This is a genomic window from Arthrobacter sp. AZCC_0090, from assembly GCF_014207375.1.
Taxonomy (GTDB): domain Bacteria; phylum Actinomycetota; class Actinomycetes; order Actinomycetales; family Micrococcaceae; genus Arthrobacter.
Genome location: NZ_JACHEE010000011.1, coordinates 146,293 through 160,177, shown reverse-complemented (window position 1 = coordinate 160,177; position 13,885 = coordinate 146,293). Strand labels below are relative to the sequence as shown.

Here is a 13,885-nt window from a genome sequence, read left to right as displayed (position 1 = left end):
AGTCAGGAGAGCACGACGACGGCGGGCGGGCCGCGTCTGCTGTCTTGCCTGAGGTTCCGCCACGGGCGGGGGATGAATGCGGCAGGTGCGCCGAACGCTTCGGCCGAGCTGCCGGCGTCGGGCCTGAAGATCAGACAGATGAGCTGCAGGAGGGGCCGGAGCCATGCCGCGAGCTGCCACAGTGCCTGCTCGCCCTTGGCCAAAAGCAATGCCGAAATAGCCGTAGCGAGGACGTGTCCCGTCAGCATCAACCAGCTGAGCGGATTGTCGAGTTCGTGCAGATGCATTGTTCCGGCGCCGAGGTCCGGGGCAATGTGCTCCACCCCCATGTGGTGCGCCGGTGATCCCGGAGCCGCGACGGCGAGCGGGCCGAATGCCGTGAACGCCTCGTGCAGGGCCAGCTGGCCGGCACCCAGGAGCGCGGCGACGGAAAAGAAGCCGAGTTTGAACCGGGTGGCCAAGGTGGTGATGAGGCCGGTCAAGGCAAGGACGGCGAGCAAGACCGGAGCCACGGGAAGCTCACCGCCAGCCAGGACGTGCGCCCCTGCCGCAAGGGCCACAATGGCGACGGCAAGAGCGCCCGAACGCATGGCATGGAAGGGCGTCCGGGCATGCGATGCGCGCACGGGTCCTCCCTCGGTAGCGTTCCAGCGGATGGTTGACCCTCCTGGTCCGGCCGGTCAACCCCGTAATTCTACCGGTGGTTCGTGGCCGGTCGGCTGTCGGATGGGTCGTGTGACGGGGGTTGGCCAGGATCCTCTATTCGCGACTGAAAGTTCCCGCCCGTTCGGGTGCTCCGTCACGAAGCCGGCGGGTTCGCGGGGACTTGGATGCCTCCAGGGTCCACTTCGGGACAGTCCCTCCGGAAGCGCGGTGCCTGCCGGAGGGACTGTCCTGACTAGGCGAAGTCGCCAGAAATGGGTTTAGAGTAGGCAATGTCGGCAATTACCGTGGATACCCTCTAGGAGGGTGCATGAACTCGAACCAATCCAGCTCCGAACAATTCGGGAAGCACCTAAAAAGTGTCGGCGGATCGGAAGCCGACGTCAGCGACTCCACCTACGTCGTCGCCGAGGAAGACACCGTGGAGAGTGTCGTATCCGGCCTTCGAATCGAACGCCAACAGCAAGGCGAACCGGCCAGCGAGCCCGCTATTCTCCACGCCTCCGCCGAAGTCCTGATCAGTCGGCGCGACGAACATGACCCGGACCATCACGCCGGAACCTCCCGGCCGGGGGAGTACCAGCTGGACATCCACCTCGGCGCGGATCACATCATACGGGTACCCCTCCCTGAGACTGATCTGGAGGCGGCCAAGATCTGGGCCCAGGGACGTATCGACGCTGAGGGCGCCGATTTCGGCGCTATCTACTTCCCCGCCGGGGGCGGCGAGGCGCCCGGCACGGGCGCGCTTGAATGCCGTTACGACCGTGCCGTGGGCTGGTACAGGTAGCCTGACCGCCGCTGATTGACCGACGAGGGGCGCAGCCAATGCGGTCAGCCCACCGCGGTACTCTGCGGCAGTGAGAAGTGCTGTGGGTCCTGGAGTGTCGGGTTGGGGCAGCCGCTAGCCACGGTTGTGGAGCATCCGTACCTTGCGGGCGTTGGAGCGGAGCTGGATGATCCTCGCTGCGCCTGCAACAGCTACGAGGATGCCCCCGGCGACACTGGCGATGAACAGGGCCATGCCCAGGGAGAGCGTGCCCTCAAGGCCGAGGAACAGTATCCTGGCGGGTTCTTGGTTCTGCAGGATGAAGATGATCAACAGCACCAGCAGGATCAGTGCCGTAACCACCGCCACCCACACCACACCGGACCGGGTTGCTGTGGGCCTTGTCTCAGCGGGGAGAGAAGGGGCGGCCCCCGCGGCCGCTCCCGTCGGGGGTGGCTGCTCCGGCGGCAGCGCCCCGGGCGTCACTGGCTCCGATGCCATCATTGCTCACTTTCCTCTCGGTACAGTTCAATCCTCCGCTGACTTGCCGCCCGCGGCGGGTACCCGTGCCCCGGGCGCCGGCGTTACGTTCAACCGGGCCTGGAACTTTCCACCATGGGGCATTCGAACGGACCACCGGCAAGGAGGCCGACGGCGTTCAAGTACCTGACCACGATCGCGTAGGAGGCGATGAGACTGGTCTCCGTGTAGGGGATTCCCTGCTCCCTGCAGGTAGAGCGCACGAACGCGGCTGCGCACAGCAGGTATGGCCGGGGCATGTCCGGGAACAGGTGGTGTTCGATCTGGCGGTTCAGCCCGCCCATCAGGACGTCCATAAACCTGCCGCCGGCGATGTTGCGTCCGGTGAGTACCTGGCGGTGAAGGAAATCCGCCCGGCTGGAGGCCGGCAGGATCGGCATTCCCTTGTGGTTCGGCGCGAATGAGGCGCCCATGTAGAACCCGAACACGCCCACCTGCACACCCAGGAACGCGAACGCCATGCCCAGGGGTAGCAGCCAGAACACCAGCGCGGGAACCAAGAGCAGACGCATCGCCAGAAGCGGGATCTCGACCCACCGGTGATCCACGTTCCCGCGGCGGAGCAGATACTTCAATGAGTCAACGTGAAGGCTTAGGCCGAGGAAGAACAGCAGCGGGAACAGCAGCCAGCCTTGCCGGCGCGTCACGCGGATCATGAAACCGCGCCGGGAAGCTGCCGCCTGTGGATGGAAGGCGATGGCGCCAGTGTGGATATCCGGGTCCTTGTCGATCATGTTGGGGTGGTTGTGGTGGCGGGTGTGCTTCTGCGCCCACATGGCGTAACTGATCCCGCATAAGCCGGTGCCGATCAGGCGTGCAGACCATTCATTCATCCCTTTGGACGCGAAGATCTGACGGTGTGCTGCCTCGTGTGCCAGGAAGCCGAACTGCGTCAGTACCACTCCCATCCCGGCGGCGATCAGCAACTGGAACCACGTGTCCTCAAGCAGGATGAAACCGGTCCATGTGCCTGCCCATGCTGCCATCAGAATGGCGAAGAGGATGATGTAGAAGCGGCGTCTGCGTCGCAGAAAGCCCGCGTCCCGCATCTGCTTCAGGAGAGTGACGTAGCTGTTGACCACCTGGTTCGGGGGCTGGTGCTGCCGTGGGTTATCGGCCTGGGAAGGTGTTTTTTCCATGTTATCTCGACCCATTATGGGGTCAGTGCGACACTCTGGATTTGGCACTTCTTACCCCTTGCCCACATAGTACGCGTGGTTGGATCAGGGTGGAACGGTGCCCTGCACTTGGCCAACACTCGCACGTACAGGGCCGTCGGCAGTGGCGAGGGCGATGCAGGACGATGTTCCATCCGCACGACTACCCGAAGTCACGCCGCGGGTTCGGGGGACCCGGCCGCCGTGGCCGGACCACCTTCCGACGGCTTGCCAGCTGGCCCCTCGCCCGCGGGTTCCTGGGCGGCCTGCGAGAAGGTTCGTGCCGCCCGCGACCCCGCGATGGTGCTTGCCCCGATGCTGATGAGGGCTCCCAGGATCATGGCCGCGGCTTCTCCCGGTTCCAGCAGATGCAATTGGGTCCCGATGGTGGCGGCGGCAACCGGTACTCCCAATTGCGATGCAGCCAGCACCGCGAGCGGCAAGGGCTGGCCGAGGAACCGGAGGCTTCCATGCACCAGCAGCGTTCCAAAACCAAGGCAGATCCCGAGGAGAATCATTCGCGGGCTCCCGGCGAGCGTACGCAGGTCCAACGATGCGCCCAGCCACACGAAGAAGACTGGCCCCAGGAAGCCGTCGCTGACGGCGAAAAGTTGGTGCGCCAGGCGCCGGGGTTCGCCTACAGCCGAGACCACAAGGCCGAACGAGAATCCGGCCAGCATAATCGACACGTGGCCGAGGACCGCCAGCCCTGAAAGTGCAAAGAGCAACGCCAGTTGGATCCGCAGCTCCAGCGCGAATTTCCGGTCTTCGGACATGTCATGCAACCGTCCGCGGTTACCGCTGTTCTCCTGCCAGCGAAGCACGAAGAACAAGACCAGCGCGCAAGCAGCGACGACGGCTGCCCCCACCGCTGCCCGGCCAGCGTTAGGTGGGTCAACGGCCAACGGAAGCGCCACGATACATGCGATGTCAGCAATCGCCACCTGCGCCGTCGTCGTCAGGACCTTCGGCCCCGTCAGCCGCAGCGAGTCGACGATCGGCAGGACCAAGGCGGCCGAGGAGGAAGCGAGCAGAACGATGTAAAGGGGGGCGTGTCCGGTGCCGAAGGAAAAAGCAATGACGATTCCGACGACGGCGGCCAGCACCGCAGCGACGCCGGCGCGCAGGGCGCCGCCACCCAGAGCCGGACGGATGGCCTTATCCCGCACCGGAACGTGCGTCCCGGCGACGAACATGATGAGGGCGAACCCGACGTCGGCCACGAAGGTGAACGTGGGGTCCGAGGAGTCCACCAGCCCCAGCCCGGTCCGCCCGATGACGATGCCCGCCAGCAACTGTCCCAGCACCACGGGAAGGTGCCATTTCCGAGGCAGCGCCAGCAGTGGACCGAGGAGCGCCACCGCGGCGATCAGCGAAAGCTGAAAGAACGACACACGTTCCTCCTTCTACCGGCGTTGCGGTTGGTGTGCGGTTGTTACCGGGGCGCATCAGCCAGTTTGAGGGGAATATCCGTGTTTTCGTTCGTGTAGTAGCTTGCGCACACCCGGTGGTAGCCATCGGCCACCTGCGCGGGAATGCCCCGGACCAGATCGCCCCGGACCATGAGGATAGGCGAGAGCCTCTTGCCTTCCCTGATCTTCTTCAGGTCCGAGGCCACGTGGGCGTTGTCTTCGGGCAGCAGCACCAGCCGTGCGGCCCGGAGAATGTCCTTGGCCTTGCGGTGCTGAATGGGCGCAACCTTGAGCGCCGCTACCACGGAGGCAACGACGTCGTCGGATTCCAACAGGGACAAATAGTCAGCCGCGCCCGGATAGTCCTGGTCCTCAGGCTGCGGCAACCAGCGGACTTCGTCTTTGTTGTCATCAGGCATGCGTTGTACTCCTTGGCCAGCGGTATCGGCTTGCAAACGTCGGCGGCGCCGGACGGGGGACCTTGGAGAGGTCCGTGCCGGGACGTCGTCGTCGTAATTCCAAGGCGAGGCTTTCCTGCCCGCGGGCCATCGCCCAATGGTGATTCGCGGAAAAGGCGGGCTTGAGCAGCCAGCTTAGCCTCCGGAGAATCGGTTTCGATGCGCTGACCCTCCAGTCATAGGTGACCACAGTTTCCGGCCCGTCCTGTTCGAAAGTCCAGCGGCCGGTGCCGTTCACGTCGCCGCTCGCAGAGATCGCGAAACCCTGCTCGGTGATGGGTTCGGTGACCGTGTACCTCCAGCGCAAGGTGTACGGCAGCCAACCCTTGGTATGTAAGGAGAAGGCTTGTCCTGTGCCGTCCGCATTTCCAGGGTCCAGCGGCGTCACGGTCAAATGCACCGAGGGCCACCACCGGGGCAGCGTTCCGGCGTCGCCCAAGACATCCATGACCTCACGCGCGGTTCCCGCGACGCGCCAGACGGTGAGGAATTCGTAATCGGTGCTGCTCTTGGAAGTGCCGCCCATTGCTGCCTCCACGGCGCGGATGGATAGTGGACTCACAGTACTTACGCCGTTGCACGCGGTCAACGGCCCCGGCCCCTGCTTCCTTACGGGCCGGTTACGCCGGGCCGGTTGCGCCCGGACCTTTTATTCCCGGACCGTCACGGTCAGCCGCTGTATGTCGTTGTTTCCCATGCCTAGATAGTTCCACTCCGGCGTCTGGGGCTGCGTCTGCCCGGTGGAATCGGTTGCACGGCATGCCAATTCGTGGGAACCGGGTGTTGCGATCCACGTGAACGTCCATCCGCGCCACGCGTACCGGCCGGCAGGTGCCTCGAGCTGTGCCTTCTCCCACACGCCGTCTACGCAGACTTCCACGCTGTCCACGGTTCCGTTCCCGGACCACGCCCGGCCGCTGAGCTGGACCGGCCCCGGGTCGACTGTGCGTTGTCGCGTGAAGAAGTCGGGAACGCCAGGGGGAACCATCAGGGCACGGACCTTGATTCGTTGGACGGGTTCGCCGGGATCGTCTGCATTCTGGGTATAGCGGTAGGAGCCCAGCTGTTGGTAACCGTCGAAGCTGTGGTCGATTGCCTCGATGGATTGCAGCCATTTGACGCTAGTCATGCCGTACCAGCCCGGGACCAGCAGCCGGACTGGGTAACCATGTTGTGGTGGCAAAGGTTGGCCGTTGACCTCATAGGCGAGCAGGACGTCGTCGGGCATTGCTTCCGCAAGCGTCAAGCTGCGCGCGTACTGATGCTCCACACCGCCCTGGATCCCACGGTCGGCGCCCGTGAAGACGAGCTCGACGGCGTCCGGTGAGACTCCGGCGTCGAGCAGCAACGGCGCGAGTGGAGTGCCCGTCCACTCGGCTGTCCCTATTCCGCCTTGGTCCCATGGCTGGCTCACCGGCCGCGGTTCCAGCCGCGAGCGGCCGTTGCCGGCGCACTCCATCGTGACGGTCAGGGTGCGGCGCTCGCGGTGTTGGAGGTCAGACAGGGTGTACTCGTGCGGATGCTCCACGAACCCGCCAATATTCAACCGCCAGGAGACGGGATCTATCCGGGGGACATCGAAATGGACCAGGAGATAGTGCATGCCCAGAGGTGTGATGGGCCATCGGAGCATCTCCAAGGGCATGGCGTGGTTGCGCGAAGCGAGTTGCAGTTCTTCCCGGGTGATGGGACCGGTGGTGGGAGTGGCCGGTGCGGTTGGCTCTGTTGGAGCAGCGGGGGCGGTGGCGGCCGAGGTGGCAACAGCGGCGCCCTCCGCTGTGCGGCGGGTCTTGACGCTCATGCTCCCAGTATGGGCGTCGCCCGCCGAGGTGTCATTACTCGAGTTGCTTCCATCGCCTGCGCGCCTCGCAGGCTCCCGGGTGCACCGACGGTAGAAATGGGGAGGCGCTGGTCCGGAAACCTTCCATTTCGTACCGGCGGGCGCGCTCCCAGTCCTTGCAACCACAGGAAAAATGACCTTCACACGCAAAACCCATGTCCTTCTCGCTGCCATCCTGATCGCGTTCATTGTGGTCGGCGGGCTCTGGTACGTCGGCCAGCAAGCCCACGCAACGGCGGCCTCCAGTGATGCCGCAGGGGCGCCGACCGTCGCCGCAGACCCAGGGGACGACGTCGAGCCCGTCCAGCCGGGCGAGACAGGACCTGCCGTGGCCCCTAACGCCGCAGTGGTGCAGGAAGCCGCGCCAAATGCGATCCATTCGCCGGACAAGGTCAGCCGGGACATCGCACTCTCTCCCAATCAGTGCAAAGTGAGGACACTGAACGCCGCGAAAGGCGAGGTTCTTCCTGACCCGTCGTGCACGCCCGGTGCCATTGATCCGGCCGTCAGCGAAGAAAGCATCGGCAGCACGATCTGCCGGTCCGGTTACACTGCCACCGTCCGTGCCGCTGCCTCGGACACGGACAAGGTCAAGAAGCTCAGCCTCCAGCAATACGGCCTGGTTCCGGTCCCTTCCACTGAATTCGACCACCTGATCAGCCTCCAACTCGGTGGCACCAACGCGGTGTCCAATTTGTGGCCAGAGCCGAACAGGGAAGGCGCCCCGGGAACCACTAACCCGAAGGACGCCATTGAAACGCGGCTCAATAAGGCGGTCTGCTCCCACCGGATCGCCCTCGGCGACGCGCAGAAAGCGATCGCCCACAATTGGGTCACCGCGGAGAAAGACCTCGGATTGTAGGACGTGTTCCGTGGACTGGCGGTGCACGCGCAGCTGAGGTAAGCAATGCGGCGCGTGGCCCGGCTGGTAGCTTGGTGCTACCCCATCCTCAGGAGACCCGACCATGGCGCGCCCGCTCAAACCGTTGATCTCCATCGACGCCGTGGTCACTGCTGCCTTGGATCTCATTGACGAGTCCGGCGATTTCAGCCTCCCCAAGCTGGCCGCGCGGATCGGGGTCAGCCCGTCGTCCATCTACAACCACGTATCCGGCCGGGAAGAGATCCTGGAATTGGTCAGGGGGCGCATTACCGAGGGGGACCCTTTGCTTCCCGGCGTGCCTCTCGACGCCGAAGCCAGCTGGGAGGACGTGCTGCGGTCTGAGATCCGCACTTACCGGGAGAACTTCGCCCGGCATCCGCGCGCGGCACCCCTCATGGTGATGCAGACGGTACGGAATGCCCGCGTCATCGCCTTCTATGAGCGAATGGCTTCGGTCCTGGAAGAAGCTGGCTTTCGGGGAGCGGACGTTGCCTCCGCCCTTGCCATGATCGACAGTTTCGCCATTGGCGCCGCGCTGGACCTCTCCGCCCCCGGCAATGTTTGGGACGTGGCGCCGGGTGCCGATTCGGCGCTGGGGCGCGCCGTCGAAGGAGCAGCGGGACTCGGGGACCGTGCCGAAACGGCTTTCGAATTCGGGCTCGAGGTCCTGATTGACGGCTTGCGCCTGAGACAGGGCCGTCTGGGCCCGCGAAACGGCCGCGTTCCGCGCAGCTAGGAATGTACCCGCTGGGGCTTGTGGTCGAGGGGATTGCTCGCCATACTAAACGAAAGCCTTTCGTTTAGTAATTTGAGGAATAGTCTGTGACCACTTTGCCGCGCACCCTGTACCGAAACGCCAAGATCTTCACCGCGGCCGGGCCGGCTTTGGCCGAGGCCATGCTTATAGAGGGAGAGCGACTTGCCTACGTGGGCAGCGAAGCCGAGGCGCTTCGGCTGGCGAGGCTCGACGGCGGTGCGTCCGACGGCGGTGCCCGCGACTCCGGCTCTCCGGCCCCGGCGGCTCCCGCCGCCGTCGTCGATTTGGGCGGTGCGTTCGTGCTCCCGGGCTTCATCGACGCGCATACGCACATCGTGATGATGGGGCAGACCATGCAGAAAGTTGCCTTGCGCGACGCTGCCAACCTTGGGGAGATCCAGCTCCGCCTCAAGGAAGCCGCTGCCGCACATCCGGAGGCGCCGCGCATCCTGGGCACTAGCTGGCTGTTCTCGGCCATCCCGGGTGGTGCGCCGACTGCGGCGATGATTGACGCCGTCGTGCCTGACCGCCCGGTGTATCTGGACGCGAACGATCTCCACTCCATGTGGGTCAACACGGCCGCGCTGGCCGAAATGGGCATCAACAAGGACACGCCGGACACACTGGGCGGCAGGATCCTGCGCGATCCGGAGACTGGCGAGGCAACCGGGTTGTTGGAAGAAACCGCCATGCACCAGTACGCGTGGCCAAAATTGGCGTCACTGACCACCGATGAGCAGCGCGACGAGCATTTGGCCACGGCATTCGAGCACTACTTGTCCACAGGCGTCACCAGCGGGATCGACATGGCGTTGGGCGAGGACGAACTTGCCGCGATGCGCCGTGCCCTGGCCGAGGGGAACGGAACGCTGCCTCTGCGCATCAACGCGCATTGGCTGGTAGCTCCTACGGGAAACAATGAAGAGAACCTCGCCCAGGTGGCTCGCGCGGCGGAATTGAGCCGCGAGGTGAACTCGCCGTGGCTGCGGGTGATCGGGATCAAGATCATCGCGGACGGCGTGATTGACGGCTGCACGGCTGCCATGAAGGAACCGTATGCGGATGGCAGCAACGCGGAGTTGATTTGGCAGCCCGAGTTCCTCAACCCCGTGGTGGCCGCCGCGGATGCCGAGGGTCTCCAGGTTGCCATCCATGCGATCGGCGATCTCGCGTCCGAGGCAGCGCTTGACGCCTTGGAGTATGCCAACCGGGTGAACGGCCCCAGGGACAGGCGGCACCGGATTGAGCACATGGAAACCGTGACGGAGGAGAGCATTCAACGCTTGGCGCGGCTGGGTGTGGTGGCTTCGATGCAGCCCGTCCACGCGGATCCGGCTGTGCAGGAGAACTGGCGTGCCATGCTGGGCGACGATCGCATCCACCGCGCCTACCCGTGGACGGAGTTCACCGAGGCCGGTGCCACGCTGGCTTTGGGCTCGGACGCTCCCACTGCCCCGCACCACCCGCTGCCCAACATGTTCGTCGCGACCACCCGGAAATCGGCCTTGGACGCGAGCCTGCCAGCCAATTTGCCGAAGTACGCCCTGGAACTGGCCGACGCGCTCAGCCACGCCACGCGCGACGCGGCGTACTCGTGCCGCCGGGAGGCCGAGCTGGGCACGCTCACCGGTGGGATGCTGGCGGACTTTGTGGTGCTGGACACTGATCCGTTCGACGCCGGACTGGACTCGCTGCTGACGGCGTCAGTTGCGCTCACAGTGGTGGGCGGGGAGGTGCGCTACCGGGGGTAGGGGACTGGGGTTACATCCGATCTACCGGCGTCATAAATCGACTGGTTGTTGCACCTATTGCGCGTTTATCCAGCCGACATGTAGTTTGCTCTCAGATATCCGTGCTTTGGGGGAACGGTCTATTTTTGGGGATCCCACGCACTTCCTTCTGGTGAAAGCTGTCCCGTGGGTTCTCGGTCTTCGTTCCTCTTGCGTGCTGTGTGTGGTTTGTCGGTCGTTGCGGGCCTTTTGGCGGCTCCCGGGCCGGCCTGGGCCAGTTCTGCGCGGTCGGCACCGAAATCACCGGCCCGGTCACGGAAAGCGTTGCCAGCTACGGTGCGGTGAACGGGTACATCGGCGGGCTCGCCGACACGGTCAGCACCCTGACCCACCTCGGCGCCCGCGACCTGGACCCCGTCCTCGGCGCCTTCACTTCACCTGACCCGGTCCTGAAACTGGGGGAAGCAAGCAACTTCTCCCCGTACGTCTACGGGGAAGCCGACGCGATCAACAACGCCGACCCCTCCGGACTCATGGTCATGGGACCTGCCCTCACCGATGGTGACGGGGGATGGTACGGACACGGATCCGTCGACTCCCGTTGGGAGGATTCCCACCCGTTCAACGACTATTTCCTCCCCAGGAAGCCCGTCGCGAACCAGCGATCCTACGTCCCGGCAGTACCCGCGTACCAACCAAGCAGGCCGCGGTACAACCCGATCACCGGAGACCCGGTCCTTGGCCATCGCGGGGACTGAACGGACGAACACCCACACCGGATAATTTCGACGACGTCCAGCTCACAAGCTTGGGCATCACCGTGGACATATATTGACCCTCGGCACTGCAACACCAGAACTGGCAGCCGCCGCAGCCGCAAGGGCAGCCGCAAAAAGGGGGCGGCCACCGCCGCCGAAAAGAGCACAGCTGAACGTGCTGTGAGGGACGGTGTGGAGGATGTCGCGGAGAAAGCCGCGGTCAACGGTGAGACGACTGCAACGAAGCTTGGACGCCTGATGCACGCGTCTTGGGTACGGCCCGGGATTCACCAAAGAGTTCACGCTCCGAGCTGGGGGACGCGTCGACACGATCAACTTCGAGACGCGTGAAATCCTCGAACTCAAGCCCAACAACCCACGCCAGATCACCCTCGGCAATAAACAAATCGCCGGCTACCTTGCTAAACTCAACGAGCAGTTCCCGGGCAAGCCATGGGCCGGAAGAGTGGTGACCTACGACAAATGAGCACACGCAACCTCATCCAGACGACATTCGACGAATTCGGCAAGTCGCTCGGCGGATCAAAGAAGTCCGGCTCTTGGTATGTCACCGGACCTAACGCCATCGCCGTCCTGAACCTCCAGAAGTCCCAATCCGGTCCGCGCTATTACCTCAACGTCGGCCTTTGGTTCTTGGGCGTGGCCCCCGCAATGAACCCCAAACGGAGCCACTGCCATGTTCAGAGCCGACTTGAGACATTAGTCCCAGCCGCTCATCGCAAGCATCTGGAGGAATTGCTCGACCTCGATCATGCAGTTGGTGACGAAGAGCGACGGACCGAACTGCTGGCCGTCCTTACGAGCCAGCTGGAACCACTGCTTGAGGCAGGGATGTCCGATAGTGGTCTCGCAACCGAGGCGGGTCAACACTTCTTGACGAAGTCATTGATCGACGGAGACGGACAACGATTTCTCGCGGCGCAAGCCGCCGGTTCATAAGCACCAAGCGAGAGTCGGCAGCATCCACCCGCGGAGGGCTGCGACATGGAGCGACTGGCTCGAATGCATCCACTATGCGGAGGACGGACTCCCTCTCATGAGGTACCGCAACCACACTGGCACACGCACAATTGCTGTTAGGCTCCACCACGCGATGGATGCCGCCATAGGTCTGGCGCCTGAAGACATCTCGAACGTCGAAATGCTCATCCAAGTCGGTGAGTGGCTGCTTGCCTTCGAGACTTTATGCACACAAGTCTACGAATGGGAGATCTCTCTCCCTGCCGGGACCCTTCGCGACTTGGAGGGCCTCGGCTCCGCTCTTGGTTCTCGCGCGGAACTCACGGAGCACCTAAGGGAAGATCCCACCAATGGATGACTTTCGCCGCCTGTGGCTTGACAGTCGCTCGCCAACGGAGACCTCAACTACCAGCCCGCGACCACCGCGTGCGGCGGCATCCCCGCCGGGCGGCATCCCGCCGTCGCACTGAACCTCACCGTGGAACGTGAATGGTGAGGTGGTTGTGTGCAGTCATCGCCTCTCATAGCGCTGAGTCTTCGATACTTGAGGGATCCAGCACCGAACCGTGTCACGGTATTGCTGGAATTCTTCGCCGAACCGTTCCTCAAGGTCAGATTCCTCAAGCGGCCTGACGGCGTAGTTCCATAGCAGCGAACCAATGACGGCGTAAGCGATCACGAGCCATGACTGCAAGACGAGGCCTACTGCGGCGCCTTGGACGACGCCCGAGACCGCCATCGGATTGCGAATCCAGCGGTAAGGACCTGCTATGACCAGACGGTTGGGCATTGCCGATGGCAGCGGCGTGCCATTTCCCAGCGTTGACATCACTACGGCTGAAGAGATGCCAAGAGCGCTGGCGAGTATAAGAACCGTGATACCTGCAGGAATTGAAAACGACGGAAACGGGAGCGCCACGGTCCAGCGCCGTTCGAGAACCGATATAGCAAACGGAAGCACCGCTAGGAAGAATCCCCAGAAGAGGACGATTTGACCGAATGTTGAAGCCATGTAGGCTGCGGCGGTCGGGCGATTGGTGGCGGGACGGAATGCGAACGGACCGCGAAGGATCCACATGGTCGGTACGCGCCCCAGCAAGACAGCGCAGAGCGCGATCAGCGAACCTGCGGTGGCAGCAACCATGCCTACAACGCCCCAGCCCGCTTCGGTTGTGATTGTGGCGTACACCGCCAGTGCGACGGCGACAACGCCCGTCCAACCGGTACTCACCACCGCTGCAACTCTGACGCCAGATGCCGCCACGGCCGAGGCGATGACGAACAGCGGAATATCGAAGACAGCGACCGCGGCGGGGTCGAGATTACCGAGGGTCGCCTCGCGAACCACGGGCGACACGAAAACCATGGTCCACCAGGAGAATCCGGCAATCGCCTGCATCGCGAAATAAGCTCGACCCCACAGAACCAAGCGCATCACCGACCCAACCCAAACATTAATAGTCCTTGCGGCTTGTCGATAGAATTCTTCGAGCAATCGCTTCCGGCTCTAGGACGCGGCCCTGTTCGTGTCGAAGACAATGTTGGCCTCAGCCTACCGAATTCGACCGCTGCGTCTGCCGTCGAGTCGGTGCTACTTTACAACGACGTCTTGGGGGAGAGATGAAGAACCGGTCAAGGCTTGTCCTGGCAGCTTGCGGGGGGGCTGATCGTTGGGCTTACAGCCTGCGCGGGGTCAGCGGAGACAATGAACCAAACTCCAACTACAGCCTCGCCAACGCCCACTACAGCCGCGCTGAGAGCGTATTCGGAGTCTGAACTGGCAAAGCTGGTTATGTTTGGCGCCAGGGACGGAGAGAAGTTCACCGTAGTCCCGTCCGAACAGACAGAACGTCTGCGTTCCGCACTCGATACGGCCGTTAGTCCAGGCAGCCTGCACCCCCTCCACCCCCCAAATCCGCTCGGACCTACAATGGAGA

General features: G+C 63.7%; 15 protein-coding genes and 1 pseudogene. 8 read left to right on the top strand and 8 right to left on the bottom strand.

Annotated features, from left to right (window positions below; genetic code table 11):
* Positions 1-2 precede the first annotated feature (2 nt).
* The gene (locus HNP00_RS17335; RefSeq protein WP_184740959.1) at positions 3-626 is read right to left on the bottom strand and encodes a hypothetical protein; all 624 of its coding nucleotides are present in this window, start codon (positions 624-626) and stop codon (positions 3-5) included.
* A 347-nt stretch (positions 627-973) separates the two neighbouring features.
* Here HNP00_RS17335 and HNP00_RS17330 point away from each other — a divergent pair, with 347 nt between their 5' ends.
* Positions 974-1,453 carry a hypothetical protein gene (locus HNP00_RS17330; protein WP_184740958.1) on the top strand — a complete coding sequence of 160 codons (480 nt, stop codon included), beginning with the start codon at positions 974-976 and terminating at the stop codon, positions 1,451-1,453.
* A gap of 114 nt (positions 1,454-1,567) precedes the next feature.
* On the opposite strand, the gene HNP00_RS23450 is transcribed toward HNP00_RS17330, so the two are convergent.
* The 6 genes from HNP00_RS23450 to HNP00_RS17300 all read right to left on the bottom strand — a co-directional run bounded on the left by HNP00_RS23450 (position 1,568) and on the right by HNP00_RS17300 (position 6,800).
* A complete protein-coding gene (locus HNP00_RS23450; protein WP_260405034.1) occupies positions 1,568-1,936 on the bottom strand; it encodes a DUF1049 domain-containing protein in 369 nt (122 codons plus the stop codon).
* Positions 1,937-2,022: 86 nt separating this feature from the next.
* Entirely contained in the window at positions 2,023-3,111 is a 1,089-nt protein-coding gene (locus tag HNP00_RS17320) for an acyl-CoA desaturase (RefSeq protein WP_184740957.1), read from the bottom strand.
* A gap of 191 nt (positions 3,112-3,302) precedes the next feature.
* Positions 3,303-4,523: a cation:proton antiporter gene (locus tag HNP00_RS17315; protein WP_311770604.1), complete on the bottom strand. Its 1,221-nt coding sequence runs from the start codon at positions 4,521-4,523 to the stop codon at positions 3,303-3,305.
* Between the two features lie 41 nt (positions 4,524-4,564).
* Positions 4,565-4,960 (bottom strand): hypothetical protein, encoded by a 396-nt coding sequence (locus tag HNP00_RS17310; RefSeq protein WP_184740956.1) that lies wholly within the window; start codon positions 4,958-4,960, stop codon positions 4,565-4,567.
* Positions 4,953-5,525: an SRPBCC family protein gene (locus tag HNP00_RS17305; protein ID WP_184741000.1), complete on the bottom strand. Its 573-nt coding sequence runs from the start codon at positions 5,523-5,525 to the stop codon at positions 4,953-4,955. Before HNP00_RS17305 ends, HNP00_RS17310 begins: the two co-directional genes overlap by 8 nt.
* 123 nt (positions 5,526-5,648) lie before the next feature.
* Positions 5,649-6,800 carry a sulfite oxidase gene (locus HNP00_RS17300; RefSeq protein ID WP_184740955.1) on the bottom strand — a complete coding sequence of 384 codons (1,152 nt, stop codon included), beginning with the start codon at positions 6,798-6,800 and terminating at the stop codon, positions 5,649-5,651.
* 172 nt (positions 6,801-6,972) lie between these two features.
* Here HNP00_RS17300 and HNP00_RS17295 point away from each other — a divergent pair, with 172 nt between their 5' ends.
* The 7 genes and pseudogenes from HNP00_RS17295 (at position 6,973) to HNP00_RS17265 (ending at position 12,306) form a co-directional block, all read left to right on the top strand.
* Positions 6,973-7,701: a hypothetical protein gene (locus HNP00_RS17295; RefSeq protein ID WP_184740954.1), complete on the top strand. Its 729-nt coding sequence runs from the start codon at positions 6,973-6,975 to the stop codon at positions 7,699-7,701.
* Positions 7,702-7,804: 103 nt separating this feature from the next.
* Positions 7,805-8,458, top strand: coding sequence for a TetR/AcrR family transcriptional regulator C-terminal domain-containing protein (locus HNP00_RS17290; RefSeq protein WP_184740953.1), 654 nt, complete (start codon positions 7,805-7,807; stop codon positions 8,456-8,458).
* Positions 8,459-8,544: 86 nt separating this feature from the next.
* Complete coding sequence (locus HNP00_RS17285; RefSeq protein WP_311770603.1) at positions 8,545-10,230, top strand: amidohydrolase; 1,686 nt, start codon at positions 8,545-8,547, stop codon at positions 10,228-10,230.
* A 200-nt stretch (positions 10,231-10,430) separates the two neighbouring features.
* Positions 10,431-10,967, top strand: a complete 537-nt coding sequence (locus HNP00_RS17280; protein WP_184740952.1) for an RHS repeat-associated core domain-containing protein — start codon at positions 10,431-10,433, stop codon at positions 10,965-10,967.
* Positions 10,968-11,250: 283 nt separating this feature from the next.
* A pseudogene (locus HNP00_RS23835) lies at positions 11,251-11,454 on the top strand (hypothetical protein); the annotation flags it as partial.
* The gene (locus tag HNP00_RS17270) at positions 11,451-11,927 is read left to right on the top strand and encodes a DUF4304 domain-containing protein (RefSeq protein WP_184740951.1); all 477 of its coding nucleotides are present in this window, start codon (positions 11,451-11,453) and stop codon (positions 11,925-11,927) included. The pseudogene HNP00_RS23835 and the gene HNP00_RS17270, both read left to right, overlap by 4 nt.
* Before the next feature lie 154 nt (positions 11,928-12,081).
* On the top strand, positions 12,082-12,306 hold the full coding sequence (locus HNP00_RS17265) for a MafI family immunity protein (protein ID WP_184740950.1): 225 nt from the start codon (positions 12,082-12,084) through the stop codon (positions 12,304-12,306).
* 153 nt (positions 12,307-12,459) lie between these two features.
* On the opposite strand, the gene HNP00_RS17260 is transcribed toward HNP00_RS17265, so the two are convergent.
* The gene (locus HNP00_RS17260; RefSeq protein WP_184740998.1) at positions 12,460-13,347 is read right to left on the bottom strand and encodes an isoprenylcysteine carboxylmethyltransferase family protein; all 888 of its coding nucleotides are present in this window, start codon (positions 13,345-13,347) and stop codon (positions 12,460-12,462) included.
* Between the last annotated feature and the right edge of the window lie 538 nt (positions 13,348-13,885).

What these genes read in the sequence shown, in the direction of transcription:
- HNP00_RS17270 (WP_184740951.1), top strand. Translation starts at nt 11,451, where the DNA reads ATGAGCACACGCAACCTCATCCAGACGACATTCGACGAATTCGGCAAG.
- HNP00_RS17290 (WP_184740953.1), top strand. Translation starts at nt 7,805, where the DNA reads ATGGCGCGCCCGCTCAAACCGTTGATCTCCATCGACGCCGTGGTCACT.
- HNP00_RS17305 (WP_184741000.1), bottom strand. Translation starts at nt 5,525, where the DNA reads ATGGGCGGCACTTCCAAGAGCAGCACCGATTACGAATTCCTCACCGTC.
- HNP00_RS17320 (WP_184740957.1), bottom strand. Translation starts at nt 3,111, where the DNA reads ATGGAAAAAACACCTTCCCAGGCCGATAACCCACGGCAGCACCAGCCC.
- HNP00_RS23450 (WP_260405034.1), bottom strand. Translation starts at nt 1,936, where the DNA reads ATGATGGCATCGGAGCCAGTGACGCCCGGGGCGCTGCCGCCGGAGCAG.
- HNP00_RS17260 (WP_184740998.1), bottom strand. Translation starts at nt 13,347, where the DNA reads ATGCAGGCGATTGCCGGATTCTCCTGGTGGACCATGGTTTTCGTGTCG.
- HNP00_RS17295 (WP_184740954.1), top strand. Translation starts at nt 6,973, where the DNA reads ATGACCTTCACACGCAAAACCCATGTCCTTCTCGCTGCCATCCTGATC.
- HNP00_RS17330 (WP_184740958.1), top strand. Translation starts at nt 974, where the DNA reads ATGAACTCGAACCAATCCAGCTCCGAACAATTCGGGAAGCACCTAAAA.
- HNP00_RS17265 (WP_184740950.1), top strand. Translation starts at nt 12,082, where the DNA reads ATGGATGCCGCCATAGGTCTGGCGCCTGAAGACATCTCGAACGTCGAA.
- HNP00_RS17300 (WP_184740955.1), bottom strand. Translation starts at nt 6,800, where the DNA reads ATGAGCGTCAAGACCCGCCGCACAGCGGAGGGCGCCGCTGTTGCCACC.
- HNP00_RS17310 (WP_184740956.1), bottom strand. Translation starts at nt 4,960, where the DNA reads ATGCCTGATGACAACAAAGACGAAGTCCGCTGGTTGCCGCAGCCTGAG.